This window comes from Peribacillus sp. FSL R5-0717 (assembly GCF_038002945.1).
GTDB lineage: Bacteria > Bacillota > Bacilli > Bacillales > DSM-1321 > Peribacillus > Peribacillus frigoritolerans.
Map to the genome: position 1 here is coordinate 4,247,687 of NZ_JBBOOF010000001.1, position 16,506 is coordinate 4,264,192.

Annotated in this window: 13 protein-coding genes; all 13 read left to right on the top strand. The window is 42.3% G+C overall.

Going from position 1 to position 16,506, the window contains the following annotated elements; all coding sequences use genetic code 11:
- The first annotated feature begins 130 nt into the window (after nt 1-130).
- The 13 genes from NYE65_RS20565 to pnp all read left to right on the top strand — a co-directional run bounded on the left by NYE65_RS20565 (nt 131) and on the right by pnp (nt 16,498).
- Nucleotides 131-1,831: a proline--tRNA ligase gene (locus tag NYE65_RS20565; RefSeq protein WP_340861540.1), complete on the top strand. Its 1,701-nt coding sequence runs from the start codon at nt 131-133 to the stop codon at nt 1,829-1,831.
- A gap of 165 nt (nt 1,832-1,996) precedes the next feature.
- On the top strand, nt 1,997-6,319 hold the full coding sequence (locus NYE65_RS20570) for a PolC-type DNA polymerase III (protein WP_340861541.1): 4,323 nt from the start codon (nt 1,997-1,999) through the stop codon (nt 6,317-6,319).
- A 193-nt stretch (nt 6,320-6,512) separates the two neighbouring features.
- Complete coding sequence (rimP, locus tag NYE65_RS20575) at nt 6,513-6,986, top strand: ribosome maturation factor RimP (protein ID WP_057278399.1); 474 nt, start codon at nt 6,513-6,515, stop codon at nt 6,984-6,986.
- Between the two features lie 43 nt (nt 6,987-7,029).
- Complete coding sequence (gene nusA, locus NYE65_RS20580) at nt 7,030-8,160, top strand: transcription termination factor NusA (protein WP_048684764.1); 1,131 nt, start codon at nt 7,030-7,032, stop codon at nt 8,158-8,160.
- A gap of 16 nt (nt 8,161-8,176) precedes the next feature.
- Nucleotides 8,177-8,452, top strand: coding sequence for an RNase P modulator RnpM (gene rnpM, locus NYE65_RS20585; RefSeq protein WP_034313617.1), 276 nt, complete (start codon nt 8,177-8,179; stop codon nt 8,450-8,452).
- Between the two features lie 4 nt (nt 8,453-8,456).
- On the top strand, nt 8,457-8,762 hold the full coding sequence (locus tag NYE65_RS20590) for a YlxQ family RNA-binding protein (protein WP_034313614.1): 306 nt from the start codon (nt 8,457-8,459) through the stop codon (nt 8,760-8,762).
- A 19-nt stretch (nt 8,763-8,781) separates the two neighbouring features.
- Nucleotides 8,782-10,935 (top strand): translation initiation factor IF-2, encoded by a 2,154-nt coding sequence (infB, locus tag NYE65_RS20595; protein ID WP_053534384.1) that lies wholly within the window; start codon nt 8,782-8,784, stop codon nt 10,933-10,935.
- A complete protein-coding gene (locus tag NYE65_RS20600; RefSeq protein WP_034313609.1) occupies nt 10,932-11,213 on the top strand; it encodes a DUF503 domain-containing protein in 282 nt (93 codons plus the stop codon). Before infB ends, NYE65_RS20600 begins: the two co-directional genes overlap by 4 nt.
- A 17-nt stretch (nt 11,214-11,230) precedes the next feature.
- Nucleotides 11,231-11,599, top strand: a complete 369-nt coding sequence (gene rbfA / locus NYE65_RS20605) for a 30S ribosome-binding factor RbfA (protein ID WP_034313607.1) — start codon at nt 11,231-11,233, stop codon at nt 11,597-11,599.
- Nucleotides 11,600-11,751: 152 nt separating this feature from the next.
- The gene (gene truB / locus NYE65_RS20610; protein WP_328177607.1) at nt 11,752-12,672 is read left to right on the top strand and encodes a tRNA pseudouridine(55) synthase TruB; all 921 of its coding nucleotides are present in this window, start codon (nt 11,752-11,754) and stop codon (nt 12,670-12,672) included.
- Between the two features lie 33 nt (nt 12,673-12,705).
- A complete protein-coding gene (gene ribF, locus NYE65_RS20615; RefSeq protein ID WP_340861542.1) occupies nt 12,706-13,656 on the top strand; it encodes a bifunctional riboflavin kinase/FAD synthetase in 951 nt (316 codons plus the stop codon).
- Between the two features lie 135 nt (nt 13,657-13,791).
- The gene (rpsO, locus tag NYE65_RS20620) at nt 13,792-14,061 is read left to right on the top strand and encodes a 30S ribosomal protein S15 (RefSeq protein WP_034313598.1); all 270 of its coding nucleotides are present in this window, start codon (nt 13,792-13,794) and stop codon (nt 14,059-14,061) included.
- A 319-nt stretch (nt 14,062-14,380) separates the two neighbouring features.
- The gene (gene pnp, locus NYE65_RS20625) at nt 14,381-16,498 is read left to right on the top strand and encodes a polyribonucleotide nucleotidyltransferase (RefSeq protein ID WP_034313594.1); all 2,118 of its coding nucleotides are present in this window, start codon (nt 14,381-14,383) and stop codon (nt 16,496-16,498) included.
- Nucleotides 16,499-16,506: the final 8 nt, after the last annotated feature.

Below are 16,506 nucleotides of genomic sequence, written 5' to 3' on the forward strand. Positions count from 1 at the left end.
AGTATATTAAATTAGCTTTTCTGAATGACCGGAAAGTCTTTTTTGTATGAAATGACCGTATTAAAATGTTGCGGTATCAAATTTACCGAAGCTGCAAGTAATTTAAAGGAAATATTGAAGAGGTGCAAATATGAAACAAAGTATGACGTTGATCCCTACATTGAGGGAAGTGCCTGCAGATGCTGAAATCAAAAGTCATCAGCTGCTATTGCGTGCAGGATTTATGAGACAAAATTCCAGCGGGGTTTATAGTTTTATGCCGCTTGGAAAAAAGGTGCTTCAAAAGGTTGAGGCGATCGTTAGGGAAGAACTGGAAAATGCAGGTGCAGTGGAACTGTTGATGCCGGCTTTACAACAAGCCGAATTCTGGCAGGAATCTGGACGTTGGTATACTTATGGTCCAGAGTTGATGCGGCTTAAGGATCGCAACAACCGTGAATTTGCGCTTGGTGCCACGCATGAAGAAGTGATAACCAGTTTAGTTCGCGATGAGGTGAAATCCTATAAGCGTCTTCCATTGACGGTTTACCAAATCCAAACCAAATTCCGTGATGAAAAAAGACCGCGTTTCGGATTGTTGCGTGGACGTGAGTTCATCATGAAGGATGCTTATTCTTTCCATGCTAATCAAGAAAGCCTGGATGCTGTATATAAAAATTTATTTGCGGCATATTCGAATATATTTAGCCGTTGTGGGTTGAACTTCCGTGCGGTCATTGCCGATTCTGGGGCAATGGGTGGCAAGGATACACATGAATTCATGGTCCTGTCTGAAATAGGGGAGGATACCATCGCTTATTCGGATACTTCCGATTATGCAGCCAATATTGAAATGGCACCTGTGAATGTAAAATATGAAAAAAGCAGCGAAGAACAAATTGCACTTGAAAAAATTCATACACCGGGTCAAAAATCGATAGAAGAAGTTGCTGCATTCCTGAATACCGATGCAGCGAAACTAATAAAATCATTATTGTTTAAAGTGGATGAAAAGTATGTGCTAGTTTTGGTACGAGGAGATCATGAAGTCAATGATATCAAGCTGAAGAACTTCTATAACGCTTCAATCGTTGATTTGGTCGATCCAAATGAGACGAAGGAAGTCTTGGGATGTGCAATTGGATCTCTTGGACCAATAAATGTCACTTCTGAAGTGGAAGTGATTGCGGATCTTGCCGTTGAAGCCATGGTTAATGGAGTTTGTGGTGCAAATGAGGAAGACCACCATTATGTGAACGTCAATCCCGCTCGTGATTTTAACGTGGCCAATTATATAGATCTTCGTTTCATCCAAGAGGGTGATCCATCACCTGACGGAAACGGAAAAATTAAATTTGCCAAAGGGATTGAGGTAGGCCACGTATTCAAGCTGGGAACAAAATATTCCGAAGCTATGAATGCGACATTCCTGGATGAGAATGGGCGGTCGCAGCCAATGATCATGGGATGTTATGGTATTGGGGTTTCCCGTACACTTGCAGCTGTCGCTGAACAATTCAACGATGAAAAAGGATTGGTCTGGCCAAAGAATTTAGCGCCATACCAAGTCCATTTGATTCCAATCAATATGAAGGATGAGGCTCAGGCTGCCCTGGCAGAAGATTTATATAAAGATTTAAAGGCACAAGGCATGGAAGTTCTAATGGATGATCGTCAAGAACGTGCAGGCGTAAAATTCGCAGACTCCGACTTGATCGGTCTTCCTGTCAGGGTGACTGTTGGTAAAAAGGCATCCGACGGAATTGTCGAAGTGAAAATTCGCAAAACGGGTGAGGTTCTTGAACTTGAAAGAGCTGAACTAACTCAAAAGCTTCACGAAATACTGGGATAATTTAAAAATGGGGGAACTAGGCATCATTCAATTGGATGATGCCTTTCCTTTTCATGGATTTGGATACTAGTGAAACATTCATGATATGTTATAATAGCCTCTGATATCAAAACGAAAATGCTAGTGAATAATATCTAAAGAGATAGTAGATAGGGGAGAGAGGGAATGGATCAAAATCCAAATAGCGGTAGAGAGAGATTTCAACTCTTGCTCCAGCAAATGGACTTGACCGAGGATGCCTTTGTGAATTATTTCATAGGTGCCGAAATTGATAAACTCTCAATCGAGAGGGAGTCCAAAACATGGCATTTTGCCTTTAATATACCTGCATTGATTCCTTGCAGTGTTCATACAAGACTTGCTACTCATCTGGCAAGTACGTTTTCCCATATTGCAAAGGTCACATTCAACTTGAATGTGGCCAATCCGCAAGTGACCGAACAATTGGTAAAAGAGTATTGGAAAAACTGCATTGGCGAGCTTGAAGGCATGTCTCCAGCACTGTTATCGCTCCTGAATGAACAAGTGCCAACGGTAAATGGATATAAGCTTATCGTAAGCGCCCGAAATGATACGGAAGCTGGTCAGCTGAAACGAAAATACTCCGGCATCATTTCGAATATCTACCAAACATTCGGTTTTCCTCCGTTGACACTTGAAGCGGAAGTGAAGGAAACGGTGTCGAATCCTGATTACCAAAAGTTTTTGGAAGAGAAACAAAAGGAAGACGCGGAAAAGGGACTTGCTGCGCTAGTGGAAATGCAGAAGAAAGAATCGGAAAAAGGCGGCGACGATGGCGTCTACGAAGGACCGGTTAAAATTGGCTACACGATTAAAGAAGATGCGGATTTCCGCAGAATCGAACAAATTATCGATGAAGAGCGCAGGATTGCTATCGAAGGATTCGTATTTGATGCAGAAGTGCGTGAGTTGCGAAGCGGACGAAGCCTGTTGACATTTAAAGTCACGGATTATACGAGCTCGATATTGGTCAAAATGTTTTCGCGTGATAAAGAAGATGCTGCCATACTTGCCCGAGTGAAAAAAGGGATGTGGGTACGTGCCCAAGGCAGCATTCAAAATGATACATTCGTACGTGACCTTGTAATGATCGCAAATGATATAAATGAAATTTCTAAACAAGGACGGCAGGATAAGGCACCGGAAGGAGAAAAGCGTGTAGAACTGCATATGCATACCCCAATGAGCTCGATGGATGCAGTGACACCTACTTCAGCGCTTGTTGCCCAAGCTGCAAAGTGGGGGCATAAGGCTGTTGCCATTACAGATCATGCGGGAGCACAATCATTCCCTGAAGCTTATAGTGCCGGGAAAAAGAATGGTATCAAAATCCTTTATGGCGTCGAAGTGAATCTTGTAAATGATGGTGTACCCATCGTTTATAATGAGGCGCATATCGCTTTGGAAGATGCAACCTATGTTGTGTTTGACGTAGAGACGACGGGTCTGTCAGCCGTTTATGATACGATCATTGAATTTGCTGCAGTCAAAATCCGTGACGGGGACATCATTGATCGATTCGAGTCATTTGCAAATCCGCATCACCCACTATCCAATACGACGATAGAATTGACTGGAATCACTGATGATCTTGTAGAAAATGCTCCAGAAGTCTCGGAAGTGCTGGAAAAGTTCAAGGAATGGGCGGGCGATGCGATCCTGGTTGCCCACAACGCAGCCTTCGATATGGGGTTTTTGAATATAGGTTATAAAAACTTGGGTTATCCTAAAGCTTCCAATCCTGTGCTTGATACATTGGAACTTGCCCGTTTCTTATATCCGGAGTTTAAAAATCACCGGTTAAATACACTATGTAAAAAGTTCGATATTGATTTGACCCAGCATCATAGGGCCATTTATGACGCAGAAGCTACAGGTTACCTTATGCTGAAGATGCTGAAGGATGCAATGGAAAAGGAGATTACCCATCATGATCAACTTAATGACAATATGGGTAAAGGAAATGCTTACCAGCGTTCCCGGCCGTCCCATTGTACGTTGATCGCGCAAACACAGGCGGGGTTAAAAAACCTTTTTAAATTAATTTCAATATCACACATCGATTATTTCTATCGTGTGCCCCGATTACCGCGCTCACAACTTAAAAAGTATCGGGAAGGAATCCTGGTCGGATCGGGATGTGATAAAGGGGAAGTTTTTGAAGGGATGATGCAGAAGGGTTTTGAGGAAGTCGTCGATATCGCCGAATTCTACGATTATCTTGAAATCCATCCGAAGGAAGTGTATCAGCATTTGATTGAGCTTGAATATGTACGGGATGATAAATCATTAGAAACGATCATCTCCAATATCGTCAAGCTTGGTGAAAAGCTGGACAAGCCAGTCGTAGCCACGGGAAATGTGCATTATTTGGATCCGAATGATAAAATTTACCGTAAAATCCTTGTGAATTCACAAGGCGGCGCGAACCCGCTGAATCGTCATAAGCTTCCTGACGTACATTTTCGGACAACAGATGAAATGCTTCGGGAATTCTCCTTCCTCGGGTCCGAGAAAGCCAAAGAGGTCGTGGTAACCAACACGAATAAAATCGCTGATATGATTGAAGAAATCAAGCCAATCAAGGATGAGTTATACACACCTAAAATTGAAGGTGCAGATGAAGAGATGCGTGAAATGAGTTATGGCATGGCAAGGAAGATTTATGGGGAAAACCTGCCGGAAATCGTGGAAGCCCGTCTTGAGAAAGAATTGAAAAGCATCATCGGGCACGGCTTTGCCGTTATTTATTTAATTTCCCACAAGCTTGTTAAAAAATCATTGAATGATGGGTATCTAGTTGGCTCAAGGGGATCGGTTGGATCATCTTTCGTTGCCACCATGACTGAAATTACAGAGGTGAACCCTCTTCCGCCGCATTATGTATGTCCTGAGTGCAAGAAATCCGAATTCTTCAATGACGGTTCTGTAGGTTCCGGGTTTGACCTGCCCGATAAAGACTGTCCCGATTGTGGCATCGCTTATACAAAAGACGGGCATGATATCCCGTTTGAAACTTTCCTTGGATTTAAAGGGGATAAGGTTCCGGATATCGACTTGAACTTCTCCGGTGAATATCAGCCGAAGGCCCATAACTATACGAAGGTCTTATTCGGTGAAGAATATGTATATCGTGCCGGAACGATTGGTACGGTCGCTGAAAAAACGGCTTATGGATATGTAAAAGGGTATTCCTCTGATAATAACATCCATATGCGCGGAGCCGAGACCGATCGCCTTGTTGCCGGTTGTACTGGTGTGAAAAGGACAACTGGACAGCACCCGGGCGGAATCATCGTCGTTCCGGATTATATGGATATCTATGATTTCACACCAATTCAGTTCCCTGCGGATGACCGGAATTCAGAGTGGAAAACAACTCACTTTGATTTCCATTCCATCCACGATAATATTTTGAAACTTGATATACTTGGACACGATGATCCGACAGTAATCCGGATGCTTCAAGATTTAAGTGGCATCGATCCAAAGACCGTTCCTACCGATGATCCGGAAGTAATGAAAATATTCAGCAGTACTGAATCTTTAGGAGTTACCGAAGAACAGATCATGTGTAAAACGGGTACGCTTGGCATCCCGGAATTTGGTACGCGTTTTGTCCGGCAGATGCTTGAAGATACGAAACCTACGACTTTTTCCGAGCTTGTTCAGATTTCAGGCCTTTCCCACGGTACGGATGTATGGCTGAGCAATGCACAGGAACTGATCCACAACCGGATCTGCACACTAAGTGAGGTTATAGGCTGCCGGGATGATATTATGGTCTATCTGATCTATCAAGGTCTCGATCCTTCCCTGGCGTTTAAAATCATGGAATCTGTACGTAAAGGGAAAGGGCTCTCGGAGGAATTCGAAGAGGAAATGAGGAAAAATGAGGTGCCGGAATGGTATATCGACTCATGTAAGAAGATTAAATACATGTTCCCGAAAGCCCATGCTGCAGCTTACGTCTTAATGGCTGTCCGGATTGCCTATTTTAAAGTGCATCTGCCCTTATTATACTATGCGGCCTATTTCACAGTACGTGCCGATGATTTTGAAATCGACGCCATGACACGGGGATCGCAAGCGATCAAAGCAAAAATGGAAGAAATCATGGTAAAGGGATTGGATGCATCCACAAAGGAAAAGAATACATTGACGGTTCTTGAACTAGCTTTGGAAATGTGTGAACGAGGATATTCATTCGCTAAAGTGGACTTGTACAAATCCAGTGCAGATCAATTCCTAATTGAAGGAAATACTTTGATTCCGCCTTTCAATTCGATACCTGGTCTTGGAACGAATGCGGCGATCAATATTGTCAACGCACGGGGAAATGGTGAATTCCTCTCTAAAGAAGACCTTCAACAACGGGGTAAGGTTTCGAAGACCATCCTTGAATACCTTGATAAACAAGGCTGTCTGGAGTCATTGCCTGAACAAAATCAGTTATCTTTATTTTAAAAGAGGAAACGGATTTCAAAAAGGAAGAAACAGACATGATATTTGCATAAATATCTTGATTATGGTATATTTTTATTGGAAATACTAAGAGGAACCAATGGCAAGAGTGGGGAAACCCACTCTTTCGTGTTGTAATGACCATTTATTTTGAATCCGAAACCAAGCGCATACAACGCACGTATGGAGGAAACAAATGAGTAAAAAGGTAACGGAAGTCGTAGAGGAATTAGCATTACCAATTCTTGAAGAATTGCAGCTTGAATTAGTCGAAGTGGAGTATGTGAAGGAAGGTAAAAGCTGGTTCCTTCGAGTGTACATTGATAAAGAAACAGGCGTAGATATTGATGATTGCGGAAATGTGAGTGAAAAACTCAGTGAAAAGCTTGATGAGGTTGATCCGATTCCACAAAATTATTTTCTCGAAGTTTCATCACCCGGAGCTGAAAGGCCTCTGAAAAAAGAGAAGGATTTCCTTAATGCTATCGGTAAAAATGTTTACATAAAAACATACGAGCCCATTTTAGATGAAAAAGAATTCGAAGGAATCTTAACCAGTTTCGATGGTGAAGAAGTGACAATCGAAGTCAGAATCAAGACAAGAAAGAAAACGATCGTCATACCATTCGAAAAGGTAGCCAAAGCAAGATTGGCGATTACCTTCGCTTAAGTCAAGCAAATCATTAATTTAAATATCCGTAAGGGGGATCACCATGGGCAATGAGTTATTGGATGCTCTCTATATTTTAGAAAACGAAAAAGGAATTTCCAGGGAGGTTTTGATCGACGCGATTGAATCTGCCCTTATATCGGCATATCGCCGTAACTTTAACCAAGCACAAAATGTACGTATCGACTTGAACCTTGGTAAAGGAACAATGCGTGTATTTGCCAGAAAAGACGTTGTTGACGAAGTGTTCGATTCGCGTCTGGAAATTTCTGTTGAAGAAGCAAGAGCAATTGATCCCAACTATCAGTTAGAGGATGTTGTCGAAATGGAAGTAACACCTAAGGATTTCGGCCGTATTGCTGCACAAACAGCAAAACAAGTCGTCACTCAAAGGGTGCGTGAAGCGGAACGGGGCATCATTTATGCCGAATTCATCGATCGTGAAGAGGATATCATGACTGGTATCGTTCAACGCCAGGATTCCCGATTCATTTATGTGAGCTTAGGTAAAATCGAGGCTTTGCTCCCGGTGAATGAGCAAATGCCGAATGAACAATATAAACCGCATGACCGCATTAAAGTTTTCATCACTAAAGTTGAAAAGACTTCCAAGGGTCCGCAAATTTTTGTATCCCGTTCACATCCTGGCCTTTTAAAACGTTTATTCGAAATCGAAGTGCCTGAAATTTTCGATGGAACAGTCGAGATCAAGTCAGTTGCCCGCGAAGCAGGCGACCGTTCAAAAATCTCCGTGCACTCCGATAACGAAGAAGTCGATCCTGTCGGTTCCTGTGTAGGCCAAAAAGGCCAGCGTGTTCAGGCCATCGTCAACGAATTGAAAGGTGAAAAGATCGATATCGTCAAATGGTCGGAGAATCCGGTCATTTTCGTTGCGAATGCTTTAAGCCCTTCAAAAGTACTTGAGGTCATTGTTAAAGAAGAGGAAAAGGCGACGACTGTAATCGTACCGGATTATCAACTCTCCCTGGCAATTGGTAAGCGGGGACAAAATGCCCGTTTAGCTGCCAAGCTTACAGGCTGGAAAATTGATATCAAGAGTGAAACGGAAGCCCGCGAAGCTGGTATATATCCTGTGGAAGAACAGGAATTCCTTTTGAGCAGAGATAGTTATGTTACTGAAGAGGAAACAGATTTCGAAGAGGATAACGAGTAATTCGAGGTGAAAAAAGATGAATAACCGAAAAAAAATCCCGATGCGTAAATGTGTGGCGACAGGCGAAATGAAGCCGAAGAAAGAACTCATTCGCATCGTTCGATCTAAAGAAGGGGAAGTCAGCCTGGATCCGACCGGTAAGAAATCTGGAAGGGGAGCTTATTTGACTCTTGATCGGGATGTTATCGAGCTGGCCAAAAAGAAAAATGTGCTGGCTAATCACCTTAGTACCCAAATCGATTCTTCCCTTTATGAACAATTGCTCGAATTAGTGAATAAGGAGAAAAACTAACACCATGACCCAACAACAACAATGGATGTCTCTATTAGGTTTGGCCAATCGAGCACGCAAGCTAATTTCGGGTGAAGAATTAGTGGTTAAAGAGATTAGAAGCGGTAATGCCAAAGTTGTTATTTTATCCGCGGACGCTTCAAAAAACACTGAAAAAAAAATATCTGATAAGTGCGCATTTTATCAGGTTCCTTTAAAAAGAGTCGAAAGCAGGTCATTGCTCGGCCATGCGATAGGTAAGGATGCTAGAGTTGCCGTCGCAGTTCTGGATGAAGGTTTTGCACAAAAACTCCGAACGCTGCTCGATTAAATTTTACGGGGGTGAACGTATGACAAAATTGCGTGTATATGAATATGCAAAACAAAAGAACGTTTCAAGCAAGGATGTAATAAATAAACTTAAAGAAATGAATATAGAGGTAACAAACCATATGACAGCATTAGACGATTCAACTGTAAATAAATTAAACGATTCAATCAAACCTAAAAACGAAGATAAAAGCCAAGAGCCAAAAGCTAACGCTACGGTTGCGAAGTACGAAGCCGAAGCAGATGAAAAGAGCACTGTCAATAAAGAAAAACTGAAGAAGAAACCACCAGTTAAACCTGTAGGGACGAAAAAACCAACTGGCGGCCAGTTCAACAAGGGTCGCAATAACAAGAATAAAAATAATAAACAAAGACAACAAGCGCCTCAGGCACCTGTTACAAAACGTAAAGAAAGAGAACTTCCAGAGAAAATTACGTTTTATGAGTCTTTGACGGTTATGGAACTTGGAAAAAAACTTCACCGTGAACCTTCTGAAATCATTAAAAAGCTCTTTATGCTTGGTGTTATGGCAACTATCAACCAAACTTTGGATAAAGATGCAATTGAATTGATTTGTGCGGAATACGGTGTAGTGGCCGAAGAAGAGATTCGTGTCGATCTAACAGACCTTGAATCACTTGTCACTGAGGATGCTTCTGAAGATTTGATTGAACGTCCGGCTGTCGTGACGATCATGGGTCACGTTGACCATGGTAAAACGACATTGCTTGATTCTATACGCCATACAAAAGTCACTGAAGGCGAAGCGGGTGGAATCACTCAGCATATCGGTGCTTATCAAGTTAAAGTTAACGATAAGAAAATAACATTCCTTGATACACCAGGTCATGCTGCGTTTACAACAATGCGTGCCCGCGGTGCACAAGTTACCGATATCACCATTCTTGTCGTCGCTGCGGATGATGGCGTCATGCCTCAAACGATTGAAGCGATCAACCATGCTAAAGCGGCAGAAGTTCCAATTATCGTCGCTGTAAATAAGATGGATAAAGAAGCTGCCAATCCGGACCGTGTCATGCAAGAATTGACAGAACATGGTTTAGTTTCTGAAGCATGGGGCGGAGACACAATTTTCGTACCAATTTCAGCTAAGAACGGTGAGGGCATCGATAGCTTGCTTGAAATGATTCTTCTTGTCAGTGAAGTGGAGGAGTATAAAGCGAATCCATCTCGTAAAGCAAATGGAACGGTTATCGAAGCACGTTTGGATAAAGGGCGCGGATCGGTTGCCACATTGCTTGTTCAAAACGGAACGTTGAAAATTGGAGATCCGATTGTTATCGGTAATACATTCGGACGTGTTCGTGCGATGGTCAACGATCTTGGACGCCGTGTTAAGGATGCAGGTCCTTCAACACCGGTTGAAATCACTGGATTGAACGAAGTGCCGCAAGCCGGCGATCGTTTCATCGTCTTTGAAGATGAGAAAACGGCACGTCAAGTTGGGGAAGTGCGTGCACAGAGACAACTTGCTTCACAACGTAATGAGAAATCCCGTGTAACCCTAGATACTTTGTTCGAACAAATGAAAGAAGGGGAAATAAAAGAATTGAACATCATTCTAAAAGCTGATGTTCAAGGTTCTGCGGAAGCAGTAGCCGCTTCCCTGAATAAAATAGAAGTGGAAGGCGCTAAAGTGAAAATCATTCACATAGGCGTTGGTGCCATTACAGAGTCTGACATCATCCTTGCTACAGCTTCGAATGCAATCGTCATCGGATTTAACGTCCGTCCTGACGTGAATGCGAAGCGTGCAGCTGAATCAGAAAATGTTGATGTCCGCCTACACCGCATCATCTATAAAGCGATCGAAGAGATCGAGTCGGCTATGAAAGGGATGCTTGACCCTGAATTCGAAGAAAAAATTATCGGTCAGGCTGAGGTTCGTACGACTTTCAAGGTATCCAAGGTTGGTACGATTGCCGGTTCTTACGTTACAGAAGGAAAAATTACACGTGATAGCGGAATTCGCTTAATTCGTGAAGGTGTCGTCATTTACGAAGGTGAAATTGATGCATTGAAACGTTTTAAAGATGATGTTAAAGAAGTGGCAACGAACTATGAGTGCGGTATTACGATTAAAAATTACAACGACCTTAAAGAAGGCGATGTAATTGAAGCGTATGTAATGGAAGAGATCGAACGTAAATGATCGTTGGCTCCGTCCAATGTGAATGCATCATCCATGACACCCATTCTTTAAAAGAAAAAAGGGCCGTGCTTCAACGTGTCATGACACGGCTAAAGCAGAAGTTCAATATTTCTGTAGCAGAGACCGATTTTCAGGATTTATGGCAGCGGACAAAGATTTCAATCGTAACCGTAACATCCTCAAGGAAGGCTACTGAACGGGAACTTCAAAATGCCCTTAAATTTCTAGATTCTTTTCCGGAACTAGAGCGAACAATAACAGATATAGACTGGCTTTAGGCTATCGAGGTGATATTATGAGCCTTCGTTCAAATCGTGTTGGCGAACAAATGAAAAAAGAGCTGAGTGAAATTATCGGCCGAAAAATTAAAGATCCAAGAATCGGATTTGTCACAGTGACGGATGTCGCGGTTACAGGAGATTTACAACAGGCAACAGTTTATATTTCCGTTTTGGGTGACCAGGAACAAAGGGAGAAAACCCTGCAAGGTCTAGCTAAGGCAAAAGGATTCATGCGTTCAGAAATTGGGCAGCGAATCCGCCTGCGCAAAACCCCTGAGCTGTTTTTTGAATTTGATGAATCGGTCGATTATGGTAATCGTATCGAGTCGTTGATTTCCCAAATCAATTCAGAGGATAAACCGGCTGAAAAAGACGAGGAATAAGCAAGCAGTAAAAGGAGGCCGACTCAATAAGTGCTTTGCACTTTTTGAAGTCGGTCTCTTTTTTTTGAAACCGAATATGAAAAAAGGAAAAACACCTTTCGGGATGGGGTTCATAATCGTTTAAGGTGTTTTATAAAAGATGAGGTGAAAGCGTGAACGGTATTCTTCCATTATGGAAACCCAAGGGATTGACATCCCATGATTGTGTTTTTAAATTAAGAAAGATTTTAAAGACAAAAAAGGTTGGTCACACAGGTACTTTAGATCCTGATGTAACAGGGGTTTTACCTATTTGTATTGGCAGGGCAACAAAGATAGCCGAATATCTGACAGAAGCCGGTAAAGCTTATGAAGGAGAAGTGACCCTTGGTTTTTCAACGACAACTGAGGACGCAAGCGGAGAAAAAGTCGAAGAGAAAAAGATTGATCAAGTGATTCAGCGTAAACGGATTCTGGAAGTGCTTGAATCATTGACTGGAAAAATTGAACAGACGCCGCCGATGTTTTCAGCGGTAAAGGTGAACGGGAAGAAATTATATGAATATGCCCGTGCAGGGATAGATGTGGAGAGGCCGACAAGGGAGGTCACCATCTATGATATTACCCTTCTCGATGATCGTTCTGAATTTAAAGGGGAAACCATATCTTTTCGTTTTCGCGTAAATTGCAGCAAAGGAACGTATATTCGGACACTTGCAGTCATGATGGGTGAAGAACTGGGTTTTCCTGCTCATATGTCAGACTTGACGCGTATTGAATCAGCAGGTTTTAAGCAGGAGGACTGTTTCACATTTTCTGAAGTGGAAGAGTTCATGGAAAATGGTCAAACGGATGAATTTCTGTTGCCTTTGGAGCGGGGATTATTTCATTTGCCCAAATTTCAGATTAGTGATAAAGTAGCAAAGAAAGTACTTAACGGCGCGGTATTGGAACAAACAAAGGATGTTGTTGTTGATAAAGGAATGCCATTTGTGATGGTCGATCCAGCAGATAAGGCCATTGCCATTTATCAAATACATCCGACAAAAGAGGGATTAATTAAACCTGTAAAAGTATTGGCACAAGAAATATAGACCGTTTTACCGCCGGAAAGAGGAGATTGAAAGGTGAAAGTGATCGCAATAGAGCATCCTCATCAATTTAATACGGATGATTTTCCCGAGCTTGTAATGGCGCTTGGATTTTTTGATGGCATACATAAAGGCCATCAAATTGTCATTCAAACCGCCAAGCAAAAAGCCGATGAAATGAATCTTAAGTTAGCAGTCATGACATTTGACCCGCATCCTTCTGCAGTACTGGGTAGGAAAACGGAAAATATCCGCTATATCACTCCACTTGAAGATAAGGTGGATATCATAGAGTCGATGGGGATCGATTATTTATTCATCGTCCATTTCAGCAAGGAATTTGCTTCGGTACTGCCGGAACGGTTCGTTGATGAATACATTGCCGGGCTGAATGTCCGTCATGTAGTTGCAGGCTTTGATTATTCATACGGTCGCTATGGTCAAGGGTCGATGGAAGATTTGCCTGTTTACGCACAGGGCAGATTTTCGCAGACAGTCGTTGCAAAACAGACACTTGAAGATGAAAAGGTTAGCTCGACGAGAATCAGGGAAACTCTCGGTAATGGCAACTTCTCCGACTTTTATCATTTGGCTGGACGACGCTATTTAACGAAAGGTCATGTCGTTCACGGTGAAAAGCGGGGCAGGAAGTTGGGTTTCCCCACCGCTAATATTGAAGTAAGTGACGATTATATCTTCCCTGCTGCAGGCGTGTATGCCGTCAGGATCAAAATAAGCGGTAAATGGTATAACGGGGTTTGCAATGTCGGATACAAACCTACGTTCCACGAGGAAAAACCTAAATATCCCACTGTTGAGGTTCATGCCTTGGAGTTCTCGGGAGATATTTATGGCAACCAGGTTTCGGTTGAATGGCATACAAGACTTCGTAGTGAGCATAAATTTTCCGGACTTGAAGCATTGGTTGCACAAATCGAAACGGATAAGCAAAATGCAATAGCCTATTTTGCAAAGCTTGAAGCATAAAAGACAAGACTTGCAATTTTGATGAAAAACATGTATTCTATTGTATGTATGAAAATAACCATTGCTTGGCTAGTCGAGACTCCGACGCTGGCTCGGTAATTGGTGATTTTACAGAATTTTAGGAGGAATAATAACATGGCAATTACACAAGTACGCAAAAACGAACTTATCGCAGAATTCAGAACTCACGATACTGACACTGGATCTCCAGAAGTTCAAATCGCAGTATTAACAGAAGAAATCAACAACTTGAACGATCACTTACGCACACACAAAAAAGACCACCATTCACGTCGCGGTCTTCTAAAAATGGTAGGTAAACGTCGTAATCTTTTAACTTACCTACGTAACAAAGACGTTACTCGTTACCGTACACTAATTAACAAATTAGGTCTACGTAGATAATTTTTTCAGGAAGGCGGGAAATTTCCCGCTTTTTTGGTGTTAATCAAATGATTTGGACGTGTTCTACTTAAGGCTGGGCCTTCGTCCTTGGGACTCGGCAGGAGCCGGGTCCTTTTCCATTTATAAATGATCAGGATATACATAATCAAATGAATGAAATTTTTATTCATTTTACTGTTAATGCTTGTTTTTTTCGTGCATAATAGGAATAGTTTGGTTTTAACTCGAGTTTAGTTACTTTCACATATAAATGATTTAATCCAATACAGGTTTAGGTAAACTAAGCCTCTAAGTGAAGATTCAGAGAGGGGTTTAATAAATGGGACAGGAAAAACATACGTATTCATTTGACTGGGCCGGCCGTAATGTAACGGTAGAGATAGGGCAATTAGCCAAACAAGCGAACGGGGCAGTTTTAGTCCGTTATGGAGAAACTGCTGTATTAAGTACTGCGACAGCTTCGAAGGAACCTAGAAATGTTGACTTCTTCCCTTTGACAGTCAACTACGAAGAAAGACTTTATGCAGTCGGTAAAATTCCGGGAGGCTTCATCAAACGTGAAGGACGACCGAGTGAAAGGGCAATTCTTGCAAGCCGTTTAATCGATCGTCCAATCCGTCCGCTTTTCGCCGATGGCTTCAGGAACGATGTTCAGATCATCAGCATGGTCATGAGTGTCGATCAAGATTGCTCTACGGAAATGGCAGCTATGCTAGGTTCTTCCCTTGCACTTTCAGTTTCCGATATTCCGTTCGAAGGTCCGATTGCTGGAGTTGTAGTGGGGAGAATCAATAATGAATTCATTATTAACCCTACTGTTGACCAACTAGCTAAAAGTGACATCAATCTGACGGTTGCCGGCACTAAAGATGCCATCAACATGGTTGAAGCCGGAGCGAATGAAGTACCAGAGGAAACGATGCTTGAAGCAATCATGTTCGGACATGATGAAATCAAGAAGATCATTGCATTCCAAGAGAAAATCGTTGCTGAAATCGGCAAGGAAAAAATGCAGGTCACTTTATACCAAGTGGATGCTGAACTGGAAGCAGAAGTGAAAGGCCTATGTGAAGCAGACTTGAACAAAGCTGTACAAGTTCAGGAAAAACATGCTCGTGAAGACGCGATCAAAGCAGTAAAAGATCGTGTATTGGTTCATTATGAAGAAGAAACTGATGAAGAAAAATTAAAGCAAATTAAAGAAATCCTTAATAAATTGGTTAAATCCGAAGTCCGCCGTTTGATCACGGAAGAAAAAGTGCGCCCGGATGGCCGTAATCCTGACGAAATCAGACCATTATCATCTGAAGTCACCATTCTGCCCCGTACACATGGTTCCGGATTGTTCACACGCGGACAAACCCAAGCACTATCCATCTGTACATTAGGTGCACTTGGTGATGTGCAGATTCTGGACGGACTTGGGACCGAAGAGTCAAAACGTTTTATGCATCACTATAATTTCCCGCATTTCAGTGTAGGTGAAACTGGTCCTATCCGTGGGGCAGGACGCCGTGAAATCGGTCACGGTGCACTTGGTGAAAGAGCATTGGAGCCTGTCATTCCAAACGATAAAGACTTCCCATATACAATCAGACTTGTATCTGAAGTCCTTGAATCGAACGGATCAACATCACAAGCAAGTATCTGTGCAAGCACTTTGGCAATGATGGATGCCGGAGTTCCATTGAAAGCTCCAGTTGCCGGTATTGCCATGGGCCTAGTCAAATCAGGTGAGCACTATACAATCTTAACGGATATTCAAGGTATGGAAGATCATCTGGGAGACATGGACTTTAAAGTCGCAGGGACTTCAAAAGGTGTTACTGCCCTACAAATGGATATTAAGATTGAAGGACTTTCAAGAGAGATTCTTGAAGAAGCTTTACTTCAAGCCAAACATGGCCGGATGCACATTTTGGAATCAATGATGTCAACGATCAATCAACCGCGTGAGCAGTTATCCAAATATGCTCCAAAAATCGTTACAATGTCCATAAATCCGGATAAGATCCGTGATGTCATTGGACCGAGCGGAAAACATATCAACAAAATCATTGAAGAAACTGGCGTGAAAATCGACATCGAACAAGATGGAACGGTATTCATATCTTCTACTGATGAACCAATGATTCAAAAAGCGAAGAAAATCATTGAAGATATCGTACGTGAAGTCGTAGTGGGCGAACTATACTTAGGTAAAGTTAAACGAATCGAAAAGTTCGGTGCCTTCGTTGAAATCTTCAATGGTAAAGACGGTTTGGTACATATTTCTGAACTGGCTGAAGAAAGAGTCGGAAAAGTGGAAGATGTCGTTTCACTTGGCGATGAATTATTGGTCAAAGTCACTGAGATCGATAAGCAAGGAAGGGTTAACCTTTCCCGTAAAGCAGTCTTGAAAGAGCAAAAAGAGGCAGCCAACCCTTCTCAATCGTAATGAAAAAT